Annotated in this window: 17 protein-coding genes; 5 read left to right on the forward strand and 12 right to left on the reverse strand. The window is 55.7% G+C overall.

Features of this window, described 5'->3' with window-relative positions:
- Positions 1–44: 44 nt before the first annotated feature.
- From AC0L6S_RS05115 to AC0L6S_RS05130, 4 genes are read right to left on the reverse strand one after another with little or no spacing between them, the layout of a single operon-like run.
- On the reverse strand, positions 45–887 hold the full coding sequence (locus AC0L6S_RS05115) for a sugar phosphate isomerase/epimerase family protein (RefSeq protein WP_473427350.1): 843 nt from the start codon (positions 885–887) through the stop codon (positions 45–47).
- A 13-nt stretch (positions 888–900) separates the two neighbouring features.
- Positions 901–2,229 carry an MFS transporter gene (locus tag AC0L6S_RS05120; RefSeq protein ID WP_473427352.1) on the reverse strand — a complete coding sequence of 443 codons (1,329 nt, stop codon included), beginning with the start codon at positions 2,227–2,229 and terminating at the stop codon, positions 901–903.
- 54 nt (positions 2,230–2,283) lie between these two features.
- Entirely contained in the window at positions 2,284–3,339 is a 1,056-nt protein-coding gene (locus tag AC0L6S_RS05125; RefSeq protein ID WP_473427353.1) for a sugar phosphate isomerase/epimerase family protein, read from the reverse strand.
- Between the two features lie 39 nt (positions 3,340–3,378).
- The gene (locus AC0L6S_RS05130) at positions 3,379–4,536 is read right to left on the reverse strand and encodes a Gfo/Idh/MocA family protein (RefSeq protein ID WP_473427354.1); all 1,158 of its coding nucleotides are present in this window, start codon (positions 4,534–4,536) and stop codon (positions 3,379–3,381) included.
- Between the two features lie 136 nt (positions 4,537–4,672).
- Between AC0L6S_RS05130 and AC0L6S_RS05135 the strand changes: the two genes are divergently transcribed.
- Positions 4,673–5,410, forward strand: a complete 738-nt coding sequence (locus AC0L6S_RS05135; RefSeq protein ID WP_473427355.1) for a helix-turn-helix domain-containing protein — start codon at positions 4,673–4,675, stop codon at positions 5,408–5,410.
- Here AC0L6S_RS05135 and AC0L6S_RS05140 read toward each other — a convergent pair.
- From AC0L6S_RS05140 to cysC, 3 genes are read right to left on the reverse strand one after another with little or no spacing between them, the layout of a single operon-like run.
- Positions 5,398–6,354, reverse strand: a complete 957-nt coding sequence (locus tag AC0L6S_RS05140; RefSeq protein ID WP_473427356.1) for a DHH family phosphoesterase — start codon at positions 6,352–6,354, stop codon at positions 5,398–5,400. The two genes, AC0L6S_RS05135 and AC0L6S_RS05140, sit on opposite strands and share 13 nt — an antisense overlap.
- Positions 6,355–6,407: 53 nt before the next feature.
- The gene (sat, locus tag AC0L6S_RS05145) at positions 6,408–7,595 is read right to left on the reverse strand and encodes a sulfate adenylyltransferase (RefSeq protein ID WP_473427357.1); all 1,188 of its coding nucleotides are present in this window, start codon (positions 7,593–7,595) and stop codon (positions 6,408–6,410) included.
- 13 nt (positions 7,596–7,608) lie between these two features.
- Positions 7,609–8,226, reverse strand: coding sequence for an adenylyl-sulfate kinase (cysC, locus tag AC0L6S_RS05150; RefSeq protein ID WP_159170797.1), 618 nt, complete (start codon positions 8,224–8,226; stop codon positions 7,609–7,611).
- A gap of 206 nt (positions 8,227–8,432) precedes the next feature.
- On the opposite strand from cysC, the gene AC0L6S_RS05155 reads away from it, so the two are divergent.
- Entirely contained in the window at positions 8,433–9,317 is an 885-nt protein-coding gene (locus AC0L6S_RS05155; protein WP_473427359.1) for a LysR substrate-binding domain-containing protein, read from the forward strand.
- 7 nt (positions 9,318–9,324) lie between these two features.
- Here AC0L6S_RS05155 and sohB read toward each other — a convergent pair whose 3' ends face one another.
- Together sohB and nudC are read right to left on the reverse strand one after the other, a co-directional pair.
- Positions 9,325–10,389 (reverse strand): protease SohB, encoded by a 1,065-nt coding sequence (sohB, locus tag AC0L6S_RS05160; RefSeq protein WP_473427361.1) that lies wholly within the window; start codon positions 10,387–10,389, stop codon positions 9,325–9,327.
- An 18-nt stretch (positions 10,390–10,407) separates the two neighbouring features.
- Positions 10,408–11,220, reverse strand: a complete 813-nt coding sequence (gene nudC / locus AC0L6S_RS05165; protein WP_473427362.1) for an NAD(+) diphosphatase — start codon at positions 11,218–11,220, stop codon at positions 10,408–10,410.
- A gap of 157 nt (positions 11,221–11,377) precedes the next feature.
- Here nudC and nhaB point away from each other — a divergent pair, with 157 nt between their 5' ends.
- Complete coding sequence (gene nhaB, locus AC0L6S_RS05170) at positions 11,378–12,877, forward strand: sodium/proton antiporter NhaB (RefSeq protein ID WP_473427363.1); 1,500 nt, start codon at positions 11,378–11,380, stop codon at positions 12,875–12,877.
- On the opposite strand, the gene dnaQ is transcribed toward nhaB, so the two are convergent.
- Genes dnaQ through AC0L6S_RS05185 form a run of 3 tightly spaced genes read right to left on the reverse strand, consistent with a single transcriptional unit; the run spans position 12,874 to position 14,987 of the window.
- On the reverse strand, positions 12,874–13,605 hold the full coding sequence (gene dnaQ, locus AC0L6S_RS05175; RefSeq protein ID WP_473427364.1) for a DNA polymerase III subunit epsilon: 732 nt from the start codon (positions 13,603–13,605) through the stop codon (positions 12,874–12,876). The two genes, nhaB and dnaQ, sit on opposite strands and share 4 nt — an antisense overlap.
- Positions 13,606–13,626: 21 nt before the next feature.
- Positions 13,627–14,076, reverse strand: coding sequence for a ribonuclease HI (gene rnhA / locus AC0L6S_RS05180; protein WP_473427365.1), 450 nt, complete (start codon positions 14,074–14,076; stop codon positions 13,627–13,629).
- A complete protein-coding gene (locus AC0L6S_RS05185; RefSeq protein ID WP_473427366.1) occupies positions 14,073–14,987 on the reverse strand; it encodes a class I SAM-dependent methyltransferase in 915 nt (304 codons plus the stop codon). The genes rnhA and AC0L6S_RS05185 overlap by 4 nt, the downstream gene beginning before the upstream one ends.
- 284 nt (positions 14,988–15,271) lie before the next feature.
- On the opposite strand from AC0L6S_RS05185, the gene AC0L6S_RS05190 reads away from it, so the two are divergent.
- Positions 15,272–16,573 carry a LysM peptidoglycan-binding domain-containing protein gene (locus tag AC0L6S_RS05190; protein ID WP_473427367.1) on the forward strand — a complete coding sequence of 434 codons (1,302 nt, stop codon included), beginning with the start codon at positions 15,272–15,274 and terminating at the stop codon, positions 16,571–16,573.
- 79 nt (positions 16,574–16,652) lie between these two features.
- The gene (locus AC0L6S_RS05195) at positions 16,653–17,186 is read left to right on the forward strand and encodes a hypothetical protein (RefSeq protein ID WP_473427368.1); all 534 of its coding nucleotides are present in this window, start codon (positions 16,653–16,655) and stop codon (positions 17,184–17,186) included.
- Positions 17,187–17,188 lie beyond the last annotated feature (2 nt).

Below are 17,188 nucleotides of genomic sequence, written 5' to 3' on the forward strand. Positions count from 1 at the left end.
TCTCATCGTTATTGTTGTGAATTCAGGCCAACGGTTATCGGACCCTAAAGCCGGGCGCGGATAAATTCAATGCCTGAGCGATACACCTCCTCGCGGGAGGTGAATGCATTGCGCCAGACATTGGCTGCTGCCGCGAGATTGGGGTCCTCCGTGCCAAAGGACTCTATCACCAGCCAGCCAGTGTAATTGATTTCATGCAATGCGGCGAAGGTCGCCTCCCAGTCGACCTGCCCCGTGCCCAGTGTGCCGCGGTGGCTCTCACTGAGGTGCACGTGGTTGGTCACCTCTTTGATATTGAGCAGGGCTTGCCGGGGGTCGGGGTCTTCGATATTGGCATGGTGGGTATCGTAATGCACACCGACGTTCGCCAGCCCGACCTGCTCTACCATGCGCTTACATTCCGCGGAGGTAGTAATCAAAAACACCTCAAAGCGGTTGAGGAACTCCAGCCCGAGACGCACGCCCGCTTGCTGGGCATACTCACCACAGATGCGCAGGTAGTCTGCAGACCAATCCCATTCCTGTTGTGTTGCCCCGCTACCGGTAAAGTATTTGTGCGCCTGGTAGATCCCGCCAATCAGGATGTCGCTGCCGATAATGTGGGAGTTATCAATACTTCGCTTCAGGTTGTCGATAGCGGCGGCGCGCACTGCCGGGTTTTGGGAGATGGGGTTGGTATCCTCTGTGACGAAGGCCGAACTGGTACGCGCGAGCCCGAGATCGTCACAGGCAGCGGCCATCGCTTTCAGTTCAGGAACAGTCTGGTCCACCACAGGGATCTCGACACCATCGTAGCCCGCCGCCGCCAGGGCCTCAAACACGGGTATATGCGAGGGGCCAATTTCAGTGCCCCACAACAGCATATTCATGCCAATTTTTACATTCATCAAGCGCGCCCCATCAGTGCTGGTGGGTGCTGCCCGCGGCGCCCATTGTCTCTATCTGTTGGCCACCCTTTTTGCGGTCAAACAGCCATATCACCCCGAATACAGGTAACAGAAGCAGCGGCACGTACGCGACCGCCTGGAATGACTCCACCGACGCATAGCGCACGACTTCCTGCATAGCCTCAGGCGAAAGTCCCGCCAGCTTGTCGGCGCCGCCAGCAGCCTGCGCCTTGGCGGAATCGAAGATTGCCCCCATCTTCGGGAGCACAAACTGGATCGACATACCGCCGGCAAACCCCATCAGGCCCATCGCCATCGCACCTCCGCGCGGGAACCGCTCTGCGACAATGGCCAGCATGGTCGGCCACAGGTAGCACACGCCGATGCCCCATACAGTCGCGGCTGCGAAGGCCAGAACAGGCGAAGTCGCAAGGCTGAGCAGGTACAGGCCGATTCCTGCAAACAGGCAACTGACAAACATCAGGCCGACGGAGGATATACGGGCCACAATCGGTCCTGCAAAATGCCGCATCACAAACATCAACGCACTGACGTAAACCAACAGCAAAATGCCCTGCATCCCGACAATGTTGGACAGCGAGATATTCACCCACTGTCCCGGTGCGAGTTCAGCTGCTGCCGTCAGGTACATGCACACCCAGAACACCCAGAACAGCGGGCGCTTGAGCAGTTCCGCAAACATCTCCCCATAGCCGACACCGGCCGCTACACGCTCGGTGACGGGAAACGTCGAGGTGGCGACCATCCACGCCAGCACCAATGCCGGTAACATGAGAACCAGCATATTCAGTTCCCAGGGCAAGCCCATACCGGTAATCGCCACACCCAGCAAGCCGCCCACGACAATCCCAGCAGGCCACCACGCGTGTAGAATATTCAGGCGGTGCGCTTTTTCTTCGGGATACAGCGCCGCCACCATTGGGTTGGATGCGGCCTCCACCGCGCCCCAACCCAGGCCGGTGAGCAACAGGCTGATCAACACGACGGTTTCCACCATGGAGTCTACCGGCATGGTGGTAGCGAGCAGCAGCCCTGCCGCGCCAGCGACGTAACCAAGTGCCGATAGCAGCAGCATACGCTTCATGCCAATCAGGTCCACCAGCGCACTGCCGAACAGCAGTGTCAGTGCAAACCCGGTAAACGTGGCGCCCAGTGCCTCACCGACCAGCGCGGCAGAATTGGCCAGATCGATCTGGTTATAGATATCATCCTGCAGGTTGGGTGCAATATTGGCGCGGACGGCAAACCCCAGCCCGATCATAAAAATGGACAGGTTGCCCACGTAGTACAGGCGCTTACGATTCAGCGGTTGCCCGGTCATACTTTACTCCCTTATTTTATGTTGTCTGGAAATCGGTTGCCGTTGTCCTGAAATTCAATCCAGTCCGAGTATGCGACGGTTGCTGGCATCATCTGATTCGCCGCCGGCAAAATCATCGAACGCGCGCTCAGTGGTGCGGATAATATGGTGATTGATGAAGTCTACCCCCTCTCTGGCCCCGTCTTCCGGGTGTTTCAGGCAGCACTCCCACTCCAGTACGGCCCAGCCCTCAAAGCCGTAGCGGGCAAACTGACTGAAGATGCCGCTGAAGTCCACCTGACCATCTCCCAGTGAGCGAAACCGTCCGGCGCGATCAGCCCATCCCTGATAGCCGCCATATACACCGCTGCGACCATTGGGATTGAATTCCGCATCCTTTACATGGAACATCTTGATGCGGTCGTGGTAGAAGTCAATAAACTGGATGTAATCCAGTTGCTGCAGCATGAAGTGACTGGGGTCGTAGAGAATATTGCAGCGTGTATGATTGCCGGTGGCCTCCAGAAAACGCTCAAAGGTTACACCGTCGTGTAAATCCTCACCGGGGTGTATTTCATAGCAGAGGTCTATCCCGGCGTCGTCGAATGCATTGAGGATCGGCAACCAGCGATCGGCCAACTCCTTAAAACCCGCTTCGACCAGCCCCGGCGGTCGCTGCGGCCAGGGATAGAACGTGTGCCACAAAAGCGCACCGGAGAACGTCGCATGCGCATTGAGGCCGAGGTTTTGGCTGGCCCGTGCCGCCAGCATAAGCTGCTGCACCGCCCACGCCTGCCGCGCTTTTGGGTTGCCGTGCACAGACGCCGGCGCAAAGCCGTCAAACTGCTCATCGTATGCCGGGTGCACTGCCACCAGCTGTCCCTGCAAGTGCGTGGACAGTTCGGTAATTTCTATGCCGTTGCCGGCGCAGATGCCCTTTATTTCATCGCAGTAATCCTTACTTTCGGCGGCCTTTTCCAGATCGATCAGGCCGGCTTCCCAACTGGGAATCTGGACGCCCTTGTATCCCAGCTCCGAGGCCCACCGGGTAATACTGTCCAGTGAGTTGAACGGCGCTTCCGCACTGGCGAACTGTGCGAGAAATATCGCGGGGCCTTTCATTTGAGACATGGTGTTCCCTCTATTTAACCGGTGTGTTTATACAGAGTATTAGTGTCGGTCAAACGCGTGCCATTTGACATCGCTGGCACTGGCAGCGACGGCCAGTTCGATAAATATCATGCCGCGTATCGCGGCGTCGATATCGGGACAGTCCGCAGCGCGCTGATCTGGCTCCCGGCCTTCGTCACGTGCGCGGACCTGTGCGGCAAAGGCCTGGTAGATATTGGCAAAGGCTTCCAGATAGCCTTCGGGATGTCCCATCGGCGTACGCGTATTCGCCGCTGCCAGATCACCCAGATAAGGCCCACCGGCGCGCAGCATTTCGGTCGGGCGATCCGCCCATTTCAGCCACAGCGTATTGGGCTCCTGTTGCCGCCACTCGAGCCCGCCCCGATCACCGTAGACGCTGATTTTGAGCGCGTTTTCCTCGCCGACACAGATCTGGCTGGCGTGCAGGATGCCGCGCGCACCATTTTCAAAGCGCAACAGTACCGCGCCGTCGTCGTCCAGCGTTCGTCCCGGTACAAAGGCGGTGAGGTCTGAACAAATCTCACTGATGGCTTCCCCGCTGACATACTCGGCGAGGTTCGCTGCATGGACACCGATATCACCCATACAACTGCTGATGCCGGCCTGGGCGGGATCAAGCCGCCACGCCGCCTGTTTATTGTCGGTGTCTTCTTCTCTGGTGGCCAGCCAGCCCTGTGGATACTCAACGACCACCTTGCGGACCGTGCCGAGTTCTCCGGCCGCCACCCGCGCGCGGGCCTCCTTTACCAGGGGATAGCCGGTGTAGGTGTGGGTCAAACCGTAGAGCAGCCCTGTTTCGCTGACTATGTCGCGCAGCCTTATGGCCTCGTCGAGGTTCAGGGTGGCCGGCTTGTCGGACAAGACATGAAAGCCGCTGCGCAACGCCGCTTCCGCAACAGGGAAATGCTGGTGATTGGGGGTGACTATCGCGACAAACTGCATGCGTTGATCCGCTGGCAGTGCCGCCTCGGCGGACATCATTGTGTGAAAATCGTCGTAGACCCGCTCCGGCGGGAGGTAGAGGGCGGCGCCGGAGCGCCTGGAGCGGTCGGCATCACTGCTGAACGCGCCGCACACCAGTTCGATTTCGCCATCCAGCGCGGCTGCCATGCGGTGGACCGCGCCAATGAATGCGCCCTCCCCGCCGCCTACCATGCCCATTCTTATTTTTGTCATAACTGCCTCTTTACTGCTACTGAGCGCCACTGTGCACTCCTGTATGCAACTACGCCGGGATAGTCCCACCAATAGCCGGGGAAGTCTTGCACATATTCCTCTATAATTAGAATAAATTCAGCAAGAGCGCCATAAATTGACAAAGCTGGTTTACCCGAATCTGGACGGGGCGCCGCAAAATTTTGCGATGCTGGACCTCATCCCCGATACCCATGCGTGGATAAAGGATGTAGAAGGGTATTTTGTGTACGGCAACCGCCTGTTCTTTGAACGTTTCGGATTTCGTTCCCTAGAGGGTCTGTTGGGCAAAACGGACTACGATCTCGCCCCCGCGGCGCTAGCGGAGAAATATTGCAGTGACGATGCGCGTGTACTCATGGGACATTCGGTGAATGAAAGGCTGGAGCTGATGACCGCAGAGGGCCAGGCTGGCGACTGGTTTCTCACGTCTAAATGGCCGATCTACGATTTACAAGGGCAGGTTATTGGCAGTTTTGGTATTAGTCGCCATCTCAACAAGACGGAAGGCAGGACAATCCCGTTTCGCGAACTGCGCACACCGATCACCTATATCAACCAGCATTTTTCCAGCAATATTTCAGTAGAATCGCTGGCTGGAGCCTGTGGCATTTCGGTAAGTGCACTGGAGCGCCGCTTCAAAAAGCACCTTAACAGAACACCCCACCAGTACATCGTCGATGTGCGACTGGATAACGCCCGCCGCATGCTCAGGGAAACCGACAAACCCATTGGCACGATAGCGCTGGAAACGGGCTTTGCCGACCACAGTCATTTCACGCGGGCATTTTCGCGGAAGTTCGGGCTCGCGCCGAGCAGAGACCGGCGCGAACAGGGGAGCAATCAGCCGGGGTAGGCCCGCTCAAATGCGTCGATGAAATCCTGCAGACTGTCCAGCGGTAAGTCGTTGATGCCTGCTGCTCCGGCGCGACCGCCACCCGTTGGGAACTGCATGCACAAGTCAGCTGCGCCCTGCTTGTTGTCCATCGGCGCGCGCACGCTGATCAGGTAATTGCCCTTGGCATTGATGGTCAGGACGGCATGTGCTCGAGAGGGGTTGTTGCTCGCCAGATCGTTGCTGTAAACACCGCTGACACGCCGTGCCCAAGGCTCATCCGGCAACAGAAAAACGGCTGAACCCGGCTTCGCCTGCAATGGTTGCAGCGCTTCTGCGTTAGCCATATCTTCGCGGTAACCAGTGCTGAGTTTTTCAAAGTCCGGTGAGTTGTGCACGAAATCCAGAGGACCTTCTGCCTCATACAGACGCAGGTAGAGCTCTTGTGGGTCGAAGTGCAAATCTTCAATGGCCGGACCGTAACCGTTGTAGTTGATATAGGTACCGAGGTTTTCCAGTGAGGTCAGATCCTGCGGTGAGATATCCAGTCCTTTTGCCAGCGTTCTGGCGGTATTGTGGAGATTGTCGCCAAATGCACCTGTTACCGCCCAGTCGAGGTGGCTGCCCTCTAGATAGCCGTTGACCAGCGCTGCGGTGCACACCTCGGGGGACTCATTGACGATCGCCGTGAGGTTTGCGTGGTCGGGAATATCACCGGGAAAATGGTGGTCTACATAAAACACCGAGGCGCCCTGTCCAAGCACTTTATCCAGTGCGCTGCGGTTTTTGTCCATGGAAACATCCAGCACGGTGATAAGATCGCCGGCGTTTGCATCCACTTTCGCCAGTAGATTGATGTCCCGTTTGACGCCTGTTACCAGTGTTGCCTCGCGCGGCTCAGCCTTGCGTAACTGCAGCAGCGCGCAGATGCCATCAGCATCTCCGTTGAAAAGGTCGTAATTCATAGTGTCACCAAATGGATGGGCACCGGCGAGTGATCGCCGGCGCCGGGTTGGATTTAGTTGTCCAGTGTCTGGTAGTAATCCGACAGGATTTTCGCTACTTCAGGGCGGGAAAACTCGGGCGGTGGCGCGATGCCCTTGCCCAGCATTTCACGCACGGCAGTCCCGGACAGCAGAACGAAATCCTCCTTGGTGTGATCCGGCACATCGCGCATCATCACGACCTTGTTCAGTTTTTTGCTGTACGCAGTGTGATCCGCGCTGAAGATTTCCAGTTCTAACGCGCCCTCGGGAACCTCTTCATCAAATATGGTCTGGGCGTCAAAACCGCCGTAATAGTCCCCTACTCCGGCGTGATCGCGCCCCACAATCAGGTGGGTGCAGCCGCAATTCTGGCGGAACACAGCGTGCAGCACCGCCTCGCGCGGCCCGGCGTACAACATGTCAAAGCCGTAACCGGTGACCATTACCGTGTTTGCCGGGAAGTAAACTTCAACCATCTTACGAATGGCGGCATCGCGCACATCAGCAGGTATATCACCGGGCTTCAGTTTGCCCAGCAACATGTGAATCAACACGCCGTCTGCATTCAATTGCTCCATCGCCATGCGACACAGTTCTTCATGAGCTCTGTGCATGGGGTTACGGGTCTGGAACGCAACGACTTTCTGCCAGCCGTGTTCAGCGATTTCATTGCGGATTTCAACCGCTGTGCGGAAGGTGTCTGGGAAGTCGGTCTGGAAGTAGGAGAAGTTCAGTACCTGGATAGGCCCGGACAACATGGTGCGCCCGAGGCTGTCAAAGGTTGCCACACCGGGGTGTTTGGGGTCTGTGGTGCGGAAAATCTTTTCCGACATAAAGGCTATTTGCTCATCTGTGACGGCCTCCACGGCCTCGACATCCATCACCGCAAGTACTGGATTACCCTTTACATTGGGGTCTCGCAGGGCGATGCGGCTACCGGCTTTTACGTCGGCATCCGAAGTCAGATTGACAATGGGGACAGGGAAGAACAGGCCGTCAACTGTATGCATTTTGTCGGCCACGCTGAGTGAGTCAGCGAGGTTCATATATCCGGTTAGTGGGTTGAAATAACCGCCGCCCAACATGACAGCGTTAGCTGCAGCTGCTGAGTTCAGCAGCAGCGAGGGCAGTGCTTCGGCCTCTGTCTGCAGCGCTTCACGTTCAGCGCTGTCATAGACGAAAAGCGGATTGAGTTCGTCAGAGCCGTGTGGCTTGATCATCGTGTTCTCCTGGTTACTTGCTGATGATGCCGCGCTCACGCAGCGTGTTGAGGATAATTTCCACTTCTTCCTGTAGCGTCTGCTTGTCAGAGTGCAGGTGGATCTCTGGTTTGAACGGTGCCTCGTAAGGATCGTCAATGCCGGTAAAGTTTTTGATTTCGCCGGCGCGGGCTTTTTTGTACAGGCCCTTGGGGTCGCGTTCTTCAGCCGCCTCCAGTGCGCAATCCACAAAGACTTCGATAAAATCCATGCCGGCCTCTTCGTGCAGCGCGCGGACTTGATCCCGGTCGGCTTTATACGGGCTGATGAAACTGCTCAGGGCAACTACGCCACTGTCGACAAACAACTTGGCGACCTCGCCGATACGGCGAATATTCTCGGTGCGGTCTTCTGCTGAAAACCCCAGATTCTTGTTGATACCCATGCGCACGTTATCGCCGTCGAGACGGTAGGACAGCACACCCATTTCGTTAAGCGTACCTTCGAGTTCTACGGCCACCGTGCTCTTGCCGCTGCCAGAGAGCCCGGTGAACCATAGTGTCGCACCCTTGTGTCCGAGCAGCTTGCTGCGGTGCTCGCGGGTGATATCACCCTCGTGCCAGTGTACGTTGGTTGCTTTTTGATCCGCCATATTTGAACTCTCCGTGAATGTAGTGGCCCGCCTGCTGCGGTTGTATGGATTTCGTCGGCGCGTAAGGGTAATGCCATATCCTCCACATGTAAAACAGGATATTATGGATCAATCTACCGGAATTTCCGGTAGCCGGTAATTTCAGGCAACGGCGTATTGCTGGGAGGCTTAGCGCCCTCCCTCGCCACCGCTGTTATAGGATTCCCATGAAGTTCACCCTCCGACAGTTGCAGATTTTCCTTGCCGTGGCGAAGCACCAGAATATATCAAAGGCGGCCCATAGCCTGCATATGTCGCAATCTGCCGCCAGTGAAGCCCTGCAGAATCTGGAACACACCTACGAAGTCAGTCTGTTTGACCGTGTCAGTAACAAGCTGGCGCTCAATGCCATCGGACACACACTGCGCAAGGAGGCAGAAAACCTGCTCGCCCACTGCACAAGTTTTGAACAGACGCTGCTGGATCACACTGAAGTGGGCCATATCAAGGTGGGGGCAAGTTTCACAATAGGTAACCACCTGGCGACACGCTATCTGGCAGGTTATCTCGCCAGATACCCCGAGGCTGATGTTCAGCTGGATATCGCCAATACGCCCGATGTTGTGGCCAAGGTGCTTAATTTCGATGTCGATATCGGCATGGTCGAAGGTGATGTACACCATCGAGATCTGGAGTTGATTCCCTGGCGGGATGATGAACTCATCGTGTTCTGCGCCGCAGATCACCCGCTGGCGGTAAAGAAATCCCTGACCAACAAGGATATCAGGGAGGCCTTATGGATATTGCGCGAACCCGACTCCGGTGCCAGACAAACCTTCGATCGCGCATTGGCAGGCCTGCTGCCGGACATCAATATCTATCTGGAACTGAAACACAATGAGGCGATAAAGAATGCCGTTGAGTCCGGCCTGGGAATCGGTTGCCTTTCAAGGATTGTATTGCAGAAAAATTTTGCCAACGGTGACCTCGTGCCGCTGACACTGCCGCGCCGCAACATGCGGCGAACCTTTTACTTTGCGCTGCCCAGAGACCGCTTCCGATTGGAATCGGTCGAATTCTGGATGCGCACCTGCCGCGAAATGGATGGATGAACGTCGTTTAATAGTCCCTTCTGCCCAGCGAACGCTGCCAGATCTTCAAAAAACTCCGCTCGATCGCGCCTTCAGCCGCTAGGCCAAATTTTTCCTGCCAGTTCTTTTTGTGAACAAAACGCACGTCGTATACATCCCAGTCTTTCAGTCGCTCCTGGATAAAGGCATCGCTGGTCTGCAATTCATCGACCAGTCCTTCCTGTAACGCATTCTGGCCATACCAGACCTCCCCTGTTGCTACTTTGGAGATATCCAGTGATGGTCGGTTGGTGCTGACAAAGCTCTTGAAAAGGGAGTGAGTCTCCTCCAGCTCCTCGACGAATTTCTCCCTGCCCCTGTCGGTATTTTCTCCGAACATGGTCAGAGTGCGCTTGTATTCGCCTGCTGTGAGGAGTTCAAAGTCAATGTTGTTTTTTTGCAACAGGCGGTGGAAATTCGGCAATTGTGCCAGTACGCCTATGGAGCCCAACACGGCGAATGGAGCGGCAATGATGCGGTCTGCCACGCAGGCCATCATGTAACCGCCACTGGCGGCAACTTTATCGACAGCAACAATCAGCGGCACACCCGCAGCCTTGATTCTCTGCAGCTGGCTGGAGGCCAAGCCGTAGCTGTGAACCAATCCGCCGGGGCTCTCAAGGTTTACCAACACTTCGTCGCCTTCCTTGACCTGGGGAAGAATCGCTGAGATCTCCTCGCGCAAATTGTCGGTGGCACTGGCGCGCATATCACCCTCAAAATTTATTATATACAGCCGTTTTTTACGCGCTTCTGTTGGTGCCTTCTCGCCCTTCTTAAGCTTCTTTTTGGCGGCTTTGGCTTTGGTCTTTTCATCCTTTTTTTCCGCCTTGCGCTGAATTTTAAGAACCTCAGCGTCATCGACGACATCACACACGGTATCGCTGATATGCCGGTATTTCTCGTTCAGATCGCGGACCTCGATATGGCCCTCGTGCTGGTCCGCGCGTTGGCGCTGCCCAATCGATACCAGACTCGCGACAAGTATCAAAATGGCGGCAACCAGGGTAATTGCCTGGGCAAGGAAGAGCCCATACTCATAAATGAATTCCAAAGGTCTACTCCAGTGTGTCTATTTTAAGGTTTCGATGTAGTGTTGAATCAGTTGTCCGGAGATGGAGGACGCCGGCGGAATCATAGGTAATTCGCTGTAATGGAACCAGCCCGCATCGGCTATTTCCGAGGGCTGACAGACGATATCACCGCCCGCGTAATCGGCAAAGAATCCTAGCATAAGCTGGTTTGGAAAGGGCCATGATTGCGATTGGAAATAGCGCAGATTGGTGACTTCAACACCGACCTCCTCGCGTACTTCGCGATGCAATGTCTCCTCAGCAGTCTCCCCCGCTTCTATAAAGCCTGCCAGCGTACTGTACATCGGCTGGGGAAAATTAGCATTGCGCGCCAGCAGCATCTCCTCGCCGCGTGTGACCAGAACAATTATGCAGGGTGATATGCGCGGATAATTTATGATGCGACAGGGATCGCAGCGCATGGCGCGCTCCTTGATATCGACAACCATTTTGTCGCCGCATCGACCGCAGTAGCGATGGTCACGCTCCCAGTCCAGCAATTGTGATGCTCTGCCGGCGAGCGCGAAAAGCTGTTCATCGACCCGCCCCAGAATATGGTAGAGGCTGCCCTTCTGGTACTGCAGGGGGTCGGGCTGATCTACGGTATCAATTTCCAGTACATAGCAGGGTTGCTCGCCCCAGTAGCCCAGAAACTGACGCCGAATTTCAGTCCAGCCACTTCTCTGTACCTGCTCACGGGCGATTAGACACCCGGTTTGAGAGCGCATATCGCTGAGCAACTGGCCTCCCTGAAACACGATATGCAGTTCATAATCGCTGGAATCGGGTGGCATATTATCGGGCCGGAACATCTGACCTCCTAGGGTACGGGGAAACAAGACCGGCTATAGTATGACCGCATGCGCACGGGAGCAAGGTTACCTGAGCTGGCTTATCTCCCAAATTTTGGCAAGAACCGCAGAATACCGTAGAATGCGCGCCCCCAACTCGTGAAGAGTCTCGTACATCATGCAATTGCCAACTGCTCTCTGGAAAAACTTTCTCGGCCAAGCTCCCGAGTGGTACAAACGGACAATAGTGGCATTTTTGCTGATCAACCCCCTGATTTTATGGACTTTGGACAGTTTTGTTACCGGTTGGGTGTTGATTGCGGAGTTTATCTTTACGCTGGCACTGGCGCTGCGCTGCTATCCGTTGCAGCCGGGTGGACTGCTCGCGATTGAGGCCGTATTACTGGGTATGACGTCGCCAGAGATGGTCTACCACGAAACCGTCGCTAACTTCGAAGTGATTCTGCTGCTGATGTTTATGGTGGCTGGCATTTTCTTTATGAAAGACCTGCTTCTGTTCATGTTTACCAAAATCCTGTTAAACGTGCGGTCCAAGGTGCAGCTCTCCCTGATGTTCTCGCTGGTTGCGGCATTTCTTTCGGCCTTTCTGGATGCACTGACTGTCACTGCGGTATTGATCAGCGTGGGCGTAGGTTTTTTCTCTGTCTATCACAAGGTGGCTTCAGGGCAGAAGTTCAATGACGATGCGCACGATAGCTCGTCAGATGACACCGTGGGAGAATTGCACCGGGAGGATTTGGAGCAGTTCAGGGCTTTTTTGCGTAGCTTACTGATGCACGGTGCGGTGGGTACGGCGCTGGGTGGTGTGTGTACCATGGTCGGTGAGCCGCAAAATCTCTTGATTGCGACTGTCGCCGAGTGGGATTTCATCGAGTTTGCGACGATTATGGCGCCCGTCAGTGTGCCGGTGCTGTTTGCCGGCTTATTGACCTGCGCGGGTCTGGAAATGACAGGCGCCTTTGGTTACGGCGCGAAGCTTTCAGACAATGTGCGGGGCGTCCTGATGGAATATCAGGCCAACGAAGAGACCAAGCGCACTACTCGCAGCAATGCGCGCCTGCTGGTACAGGCTATCGTCGCAGTTATCCTGATTCTGGGCCTCGCCATGCACTGGGCTGCCGTCGGCTTGATCGGCCTGATGGTTATCGTGCTGCTGACAGCATTTAATGGTGTTATCGAAGAACACCAACTGGGCAAGGCCTTTGAGGAAGCGTTGCCGTTCACCGCGCTGCTGGTGGTGTTTTTCGCCATCGTTGCTGTCATCCACGATCAGCACCTGTTTACGCCGGTGATCGACAGCGTATTGCATATGAGTTCGGATGTAAGGCCCACTATGTTTTTCCTGGCTAACGGTATTTTGTCGATGATCAGCGACAATGTATTCGTGGCTACTGTGTATATCAACGAGGTGAAGGGCGCGCTGGATGCCGGTACTATCTCGCGTCAGGAGTTTGATCATCTGGCCGTGGCTATCAATACCGGGACCAACCTCCCCAGTGTCGCAACACCCAATGGTCAGGCGGCGTTCCTGTTCTTGCTCACCTCTGCCCTGGCACCGTTGATCCGCCTGTCCTATGGACGCATGGTGATTATGGCACTGCCCTACACGGTGATAATGGGGGGGGTTGGCCTGGCGTGTGTGGCGCTCTTTATCTAGGTCTCTTCACGCAGCGCAGCACCACGCCACAGCACTTTGCCACCGCTGGCCGAGGCGATATCCTGCAAATAGGCTTCATGGGCCAGAATTTCTTCCGGGGTCGCTTTGATGACGGGCAGAGGTTCCCGCTGCGCCGTCAGTCGCACAATCCTCTCCGACAGTGACTGGCCGTCGTTGTCCGTACCGGAATCGGATAGCTGCAGTGCAGTCTGGCCACCCGTCATAGCCAGATACACATCGGCCAGAATCTCCGCATCCAGCAGTGCGCCGTGCAAATCTCGCTGTGAATTATCAACAGTATAGCGCTGGCACAGTGCATCCAGGCTGTTGCGTTGCCCTGGGTGTTTGGCGCGTGCCATCACCAGTGTATCAGTGACGCTACACAGTTCGTCGAGTCGCGGCGAGGCATCTGAAGCGCGCTGCATTTCAGCGTTCAGAAACCCGATATCGAAAGGCGCGTTGTGGATGACCAACTCCGCGCCCTGCACGAACTCCAGAAATCCTGGCAGCGCGACCTCAAACGAGGGTTTATCGGCCAGAAAATCGTTGGTGATACCGTGCACCTCTATCGCGCCCTGATCGATTTCGCGGTGAGGGTTTATATACTGGTGATAGTGGTTCCCGGTGAGTTTACGGTTAACCAGCTCTACGCATCCGATTTCAATAATGCGATGACCCTGGGATACCTCGAGTCCAGTTGTCTCCGTGTCGAGTACGATTTGTCTCATGTCTGTGAAATTCCTCTGGCGTTACCGGACTGTGCGCGTCGACAGTTCATCGATGCCCCTGTTGGCCAACTGGTCCGCGCGTTCGTTCTCGGTATGTCCACTATGCCCTTTGACCCAGTGCCACCGCACCTCGTGGCGCTGATTTTGTGCATCGAGTAACTGCCAGAGGTCAACATTTTTGACCGGCTTGCGCGCCGAGGTTTTCCAGCCCTTTTTTTTCCAGTTTTCAAGCCAGGTCGTAATACCGTTTTTCACATACACCGAATCGGTGGTGAGATCGACAATACAAGGTACAGAAAGCGCTGCAAGCGCTTCGATAGCGGCCATCAACTCCATGCGATTATTGGTTGTTTCCGGCTCGCCACCGTATAACTCTTTCTCCACTTCCCCATAGCGCAAAAGTGCGCCCCAGCCGCCGGGCCCGGGATTGCCGCGGCAGGCGCCATCAGTAAATATTTCAACTTTTTTCAAGCGGCAAGATTTCCCTGTTGATGTGATATCGCAGTTTGCAGGCATCCACTGCGGGGCGAAGGTGTAGGGACTGGCGCGGGGTTTGGAACGAGTCCTATCAGCCGCTTTTTACTAGCAAGTAACGGGCGCCGAGGACGATTCAACCCGGCGGTCTGCTTGGTTGCGTGCAGGATATAGACCCCGCCCACGGGCAAGTTGTATTGGGCAAACCAGCGATCACATTGGGCCACGACACGACGCAGTCGTTCTGGCCCCGCCTGGGGTAGCGCATACAGCCTGCGCGTCCCTAGCACTTCGCAACCCAGCAGATGCAGCCAATCCGTGAGACGGTGTTCGCTTACGGGTCGGTGTCGGGACCACAGCGGGTCGCGTAGGACACTGCGCACAAGTGTGCTGCATCCGAACAGGCTGTAGGGATTGAACCCTACTACCAACAGCCGCCCCTGCGGCGTTAGCACGCGCTGTATCTCTCGTAATACCTGGTGGGGGTTGTTGGCAAACTCCAGGCAGTGATGCGCAATAATTGTATCTATACTGTCGCTTTCCAACGGCAACTCTTCGGGCGCTGCAACCAGCGCAACACCCTCGCCGCTGTGCTGTGCGCAAATTAACTGATGGTTGATAGGACTTTCACTGCACAATGGTCGCTCGCCGCCGATGCCCAACTGAAGTATGTGGTAACCGAAAGAAGTATCGAGTAATGCTTGAACTGCGACGTGCGTCTCCTCCAGCAGATATTGGCCACTTTGAAGGGCATACCAGCATTCCAGTTGGGTTAAAATCTCGTTACAATCGCGCTGCATCAGATAATTGGTTTCCCGCGACTGGTGCCGCAGGTTGCTCCGCTCTTTCGGCTGTTTTGAAGAGGGACTTATACTACTGTATTTTACCCTGATTGGAACGTAACTCATGTTTAACTTCCTGAGTCCATTTGTGCCTACAAGCGATGTTATCGCAATGCTGCCATGCACTCGTTTCATTGAATCCACGGCAATTCTCTATGCCGTTGTCCAGTCGATACGTTGAACATGGGTCTGGCTGGAGCTTGTCCGTTGCCCGTTCCATCGCTTTTACCCGTGCTAACCCAGCCCCGGGATAGCTAATAAGAATGACGAAAAAAACTATATTTATCAGAAGTATATGCCGCTATTCTACACTGGTTTCTGGGGTTTTTTTTCTGGCAGCCTGCCAGACTTTGACTGTTCCCGCTCCGCCGCCTACTGCGCTGGCGCTTCCGACAGAGGTGGCACCCTCTGTCGCTGATCAGCCAGCAGCAGACCCTGCGATATCCGCCGCGGAGGGATCTGTCGATGCGCCTGCCAATACGCCGAGCGCAGAGGCCGTGGCCGAAGAAACGCCCGAGGATGTCTGGCAGCGCATGCGCGACAATATGCGCTGGCAGCAGACAGATGATATCCGTATCGATAAAGCCCGCGAGGGGTATCTGCGCCACGTCAACCATATCCCTCTGGTAGCGGGTAAGGCGGATAACTACCTATACTACGTGCTGGAGGAAGTTCAGAAACGCAACATGCCCGTGGAGTTGGCGTTAATCCCCATGGTGGAGAGCGACTGGGATCCCTTTGCAGCCTCTTACTCCGGCGCCGCTGGCTTGTGGCAGATAATGCCGGCAACCGGGACTCATCTCGGGCTGGAGCAGAATTCCTGGTATGACGGACGTATGTCTGTGCGGGACTCCACCAAAGTGGCGCTGGACTACCTTGAGACGCTGTATCAGCAGTTCGATCAGGACTGGTTTCTCGCGCTCGCAGCCTACAACAGTGGTTCAGGCAATATCGCGCGCGCGCGCAAGGCCAATGAGGCCCAGGGGCTCAGCACGGATTACTGGTCGTTGAAGCTGCGACGCCAAGCGAGCAACTATGTGCCCAAGGTGATAGCCCTGGCCCAGATTGTGGCCGAGCCGGAGCGCTATGAGGTGGAGCTGCCCACAGTGGAGAACGCGCCTTCCTTTGAAGTTGTTGAAATCGGCATACCGCTGCAGATGTCAAAGGCTGCTGAACTGGCTGGCATTGACGTAGAGACCCTGCGCGCCCTGAATCCCGGGCAATTGCGGGAGACGCTCTCCCCCGGTCAGCCGTTTGAGCTCTTGATACCCATCGAAAATGCCACACACTTCGAAGCGAATATTGCCACGCTAAGTCCTGAGGAGCTGGTGCAGTGGCGCACGTACAAAATTAAACCGGGCGATAGTCTGAGCCGGATTGCAAATCAGTTTGATATAGACATTGAATTACTGCAGGACATCAACAGCCTGGAAGGCAGTATGATACGAGCAGGTGACGTGATCAAAATTCCCGGCGACAGTGAACAGGTTCCGCCGCCGCAGGGGTACTTGGTGCGCGCCGGTGATTCTCTTTCGCGTATTGCCGGAAAGTTCAACGTTTCCGTTGAAGAGTTGGTCAACTGGAATTCATTAGATCCCAGTGCTTATCTGAAACCTGGCCAGGAGCTCAAGCTCTACGTGAAGGGAGGCTAGCGTCATCAGCGCCGTGATCATACTGCTGAACTCAGGCTTGAAATGCGTTTCCGCCCTGCTCCTGAGCTTGAGCCTGTTGATGCCTATGCCCGCGGCAGCACAGGGAACGCCGGGGACGCCCGAGTCGCTGGGGCGTATCATTGGTCCCGAGATTGAAACGGTGGTCACTCGTATTGATCAGCGGGCCCGCGAGATTAGCGTGGCACAGGGTTCAGCCATTATTTATACCGTTTACGTGCCCGAACAGCTGGTCAACATTTCGGGCGTCAAGGTCGGTGATCGAGTGTTAGGCACCTATTCTGCTTCGGTGGAAGGCGATATCCGTGAGCCCACGAGGGAGGATATGGCAACGCCCTGGCGGGTACTGGAAGAAGGCGTACTCAGTGAGCGCAACGGGGTTGTGCAGATAGAGCAACCCCGCGTCATCCAAGCCGTTGTCACCGTGGGAGGCGTAGACCAATCGGGCGGTGTACTCATCGCCTGGGATTACCGGCGTATGCCGTACTTCATCGCGCATGTGGAAGCGGAAAAGCTAGCCGAGCTATCGGTGGATCAACGGGTGGTTGTCGTATTCTCGGAGGCGATGGCGACATCATTCCGGAAGCTTCACTGAGA

The sequence above is a fragment of the Halioglobus sp. D3-4 genome, assembly GCF_055809315.1.

Excerpts from the sequence above, each read along its gene's own strand:
- AC0L6S_RS05125 (WP_473427353.1), bottom strand. The coding sequence starts at position 3,339 with ATGTCTCAAATGAAAGGCCCCGCGATATTTCTCGCACAGTTCGCCAGT.
- cysC (WP_159170797.1), bottom strand. The coding sequence starts at position 8,226 with ATGGCGGATCAAAAAGCAACCAACGTACACTGGCACGAGGGTGATATC.
- dnaQ (WP_473427364.1), bottom strand. The coding sequence starts at position 13,605 with ATGAGACAAATCGTACTCGACACGGAGACAACTGGACTCGAGGTATCC.
- AC0L6S_RS05140 (WP_473427356.1), bottom strand. The coding sequence starts at position 6,354 with ATGAATTACGACCTTTTCAACGGAGATGCTGATGGCATCTGCGCGCTG.
- AC0L6S_RS05155 (WP_473427359.1), top strand. The coding sequence starts at position 8,433 with ATGAAGTTCACCCTCCGACAGTTGCAGATTTTCCTTGCCGTGGCGAAG.
- AC0L6S_RS05120 (WP_473427352.1), bottom strand. The coding sequence starts at position 2,229 with ATGACCGGGCAACCGCTGAATCGTAAGCGCCTGTACTACGTGGGCAAC.
- nhaB (WP_473427363.1), top strand. The coding sequence starts at position 11,378 with ATGCAATTGCCAACTGCTCTCTGGAAAAACTTTCTCGGCCAAGCTCCC.
- AC0L6S_RS05115 (WP_473427350.1), bottom strand. The coding sequence starts at position 887 with ATGAATGTAAAAATTGGCATGAATATGCTGTTGTGGGGCACTGAAATT.
- nudC (WP_473427362.1), bottom strand. The coding sequence starts at position 11,220 with ATGTTCCGGCCCGATAATATGCCACCCGATTCCAGCGATTATGAACTG.
- sat (WP_473427357.1), bottom strand. The coding sequence starts at position 7,595 with ATGATCAAGCCACACGGCTCTGACGAACTCAATCCGCTTTTCGTCTAT.
- AC0L6S_RS05185 (WP_473427366.1), bottom strand. The coding sequence starts at position 14,987 with ATGAGTTACGTTCCAATCAGGGTAAAATACAGTAGTATAAGTCCCTCT.
- AC0L6S_RS05130 (WP_473427354.1), bottom strand. The coding sequence starts at position 4,536 with ATGACAAAAATAAGAATGGGCATGGTAGGCGGCGGGGAGGGCGCATTC.
- AC0L6S_RS05195 (WP_473427368.1), top strand. The coding sequence starts at position 16,653 with ATGCCTATGCCCGCGGCAGCACAGGGAACGCCGGGGACGCCCGAGTCG.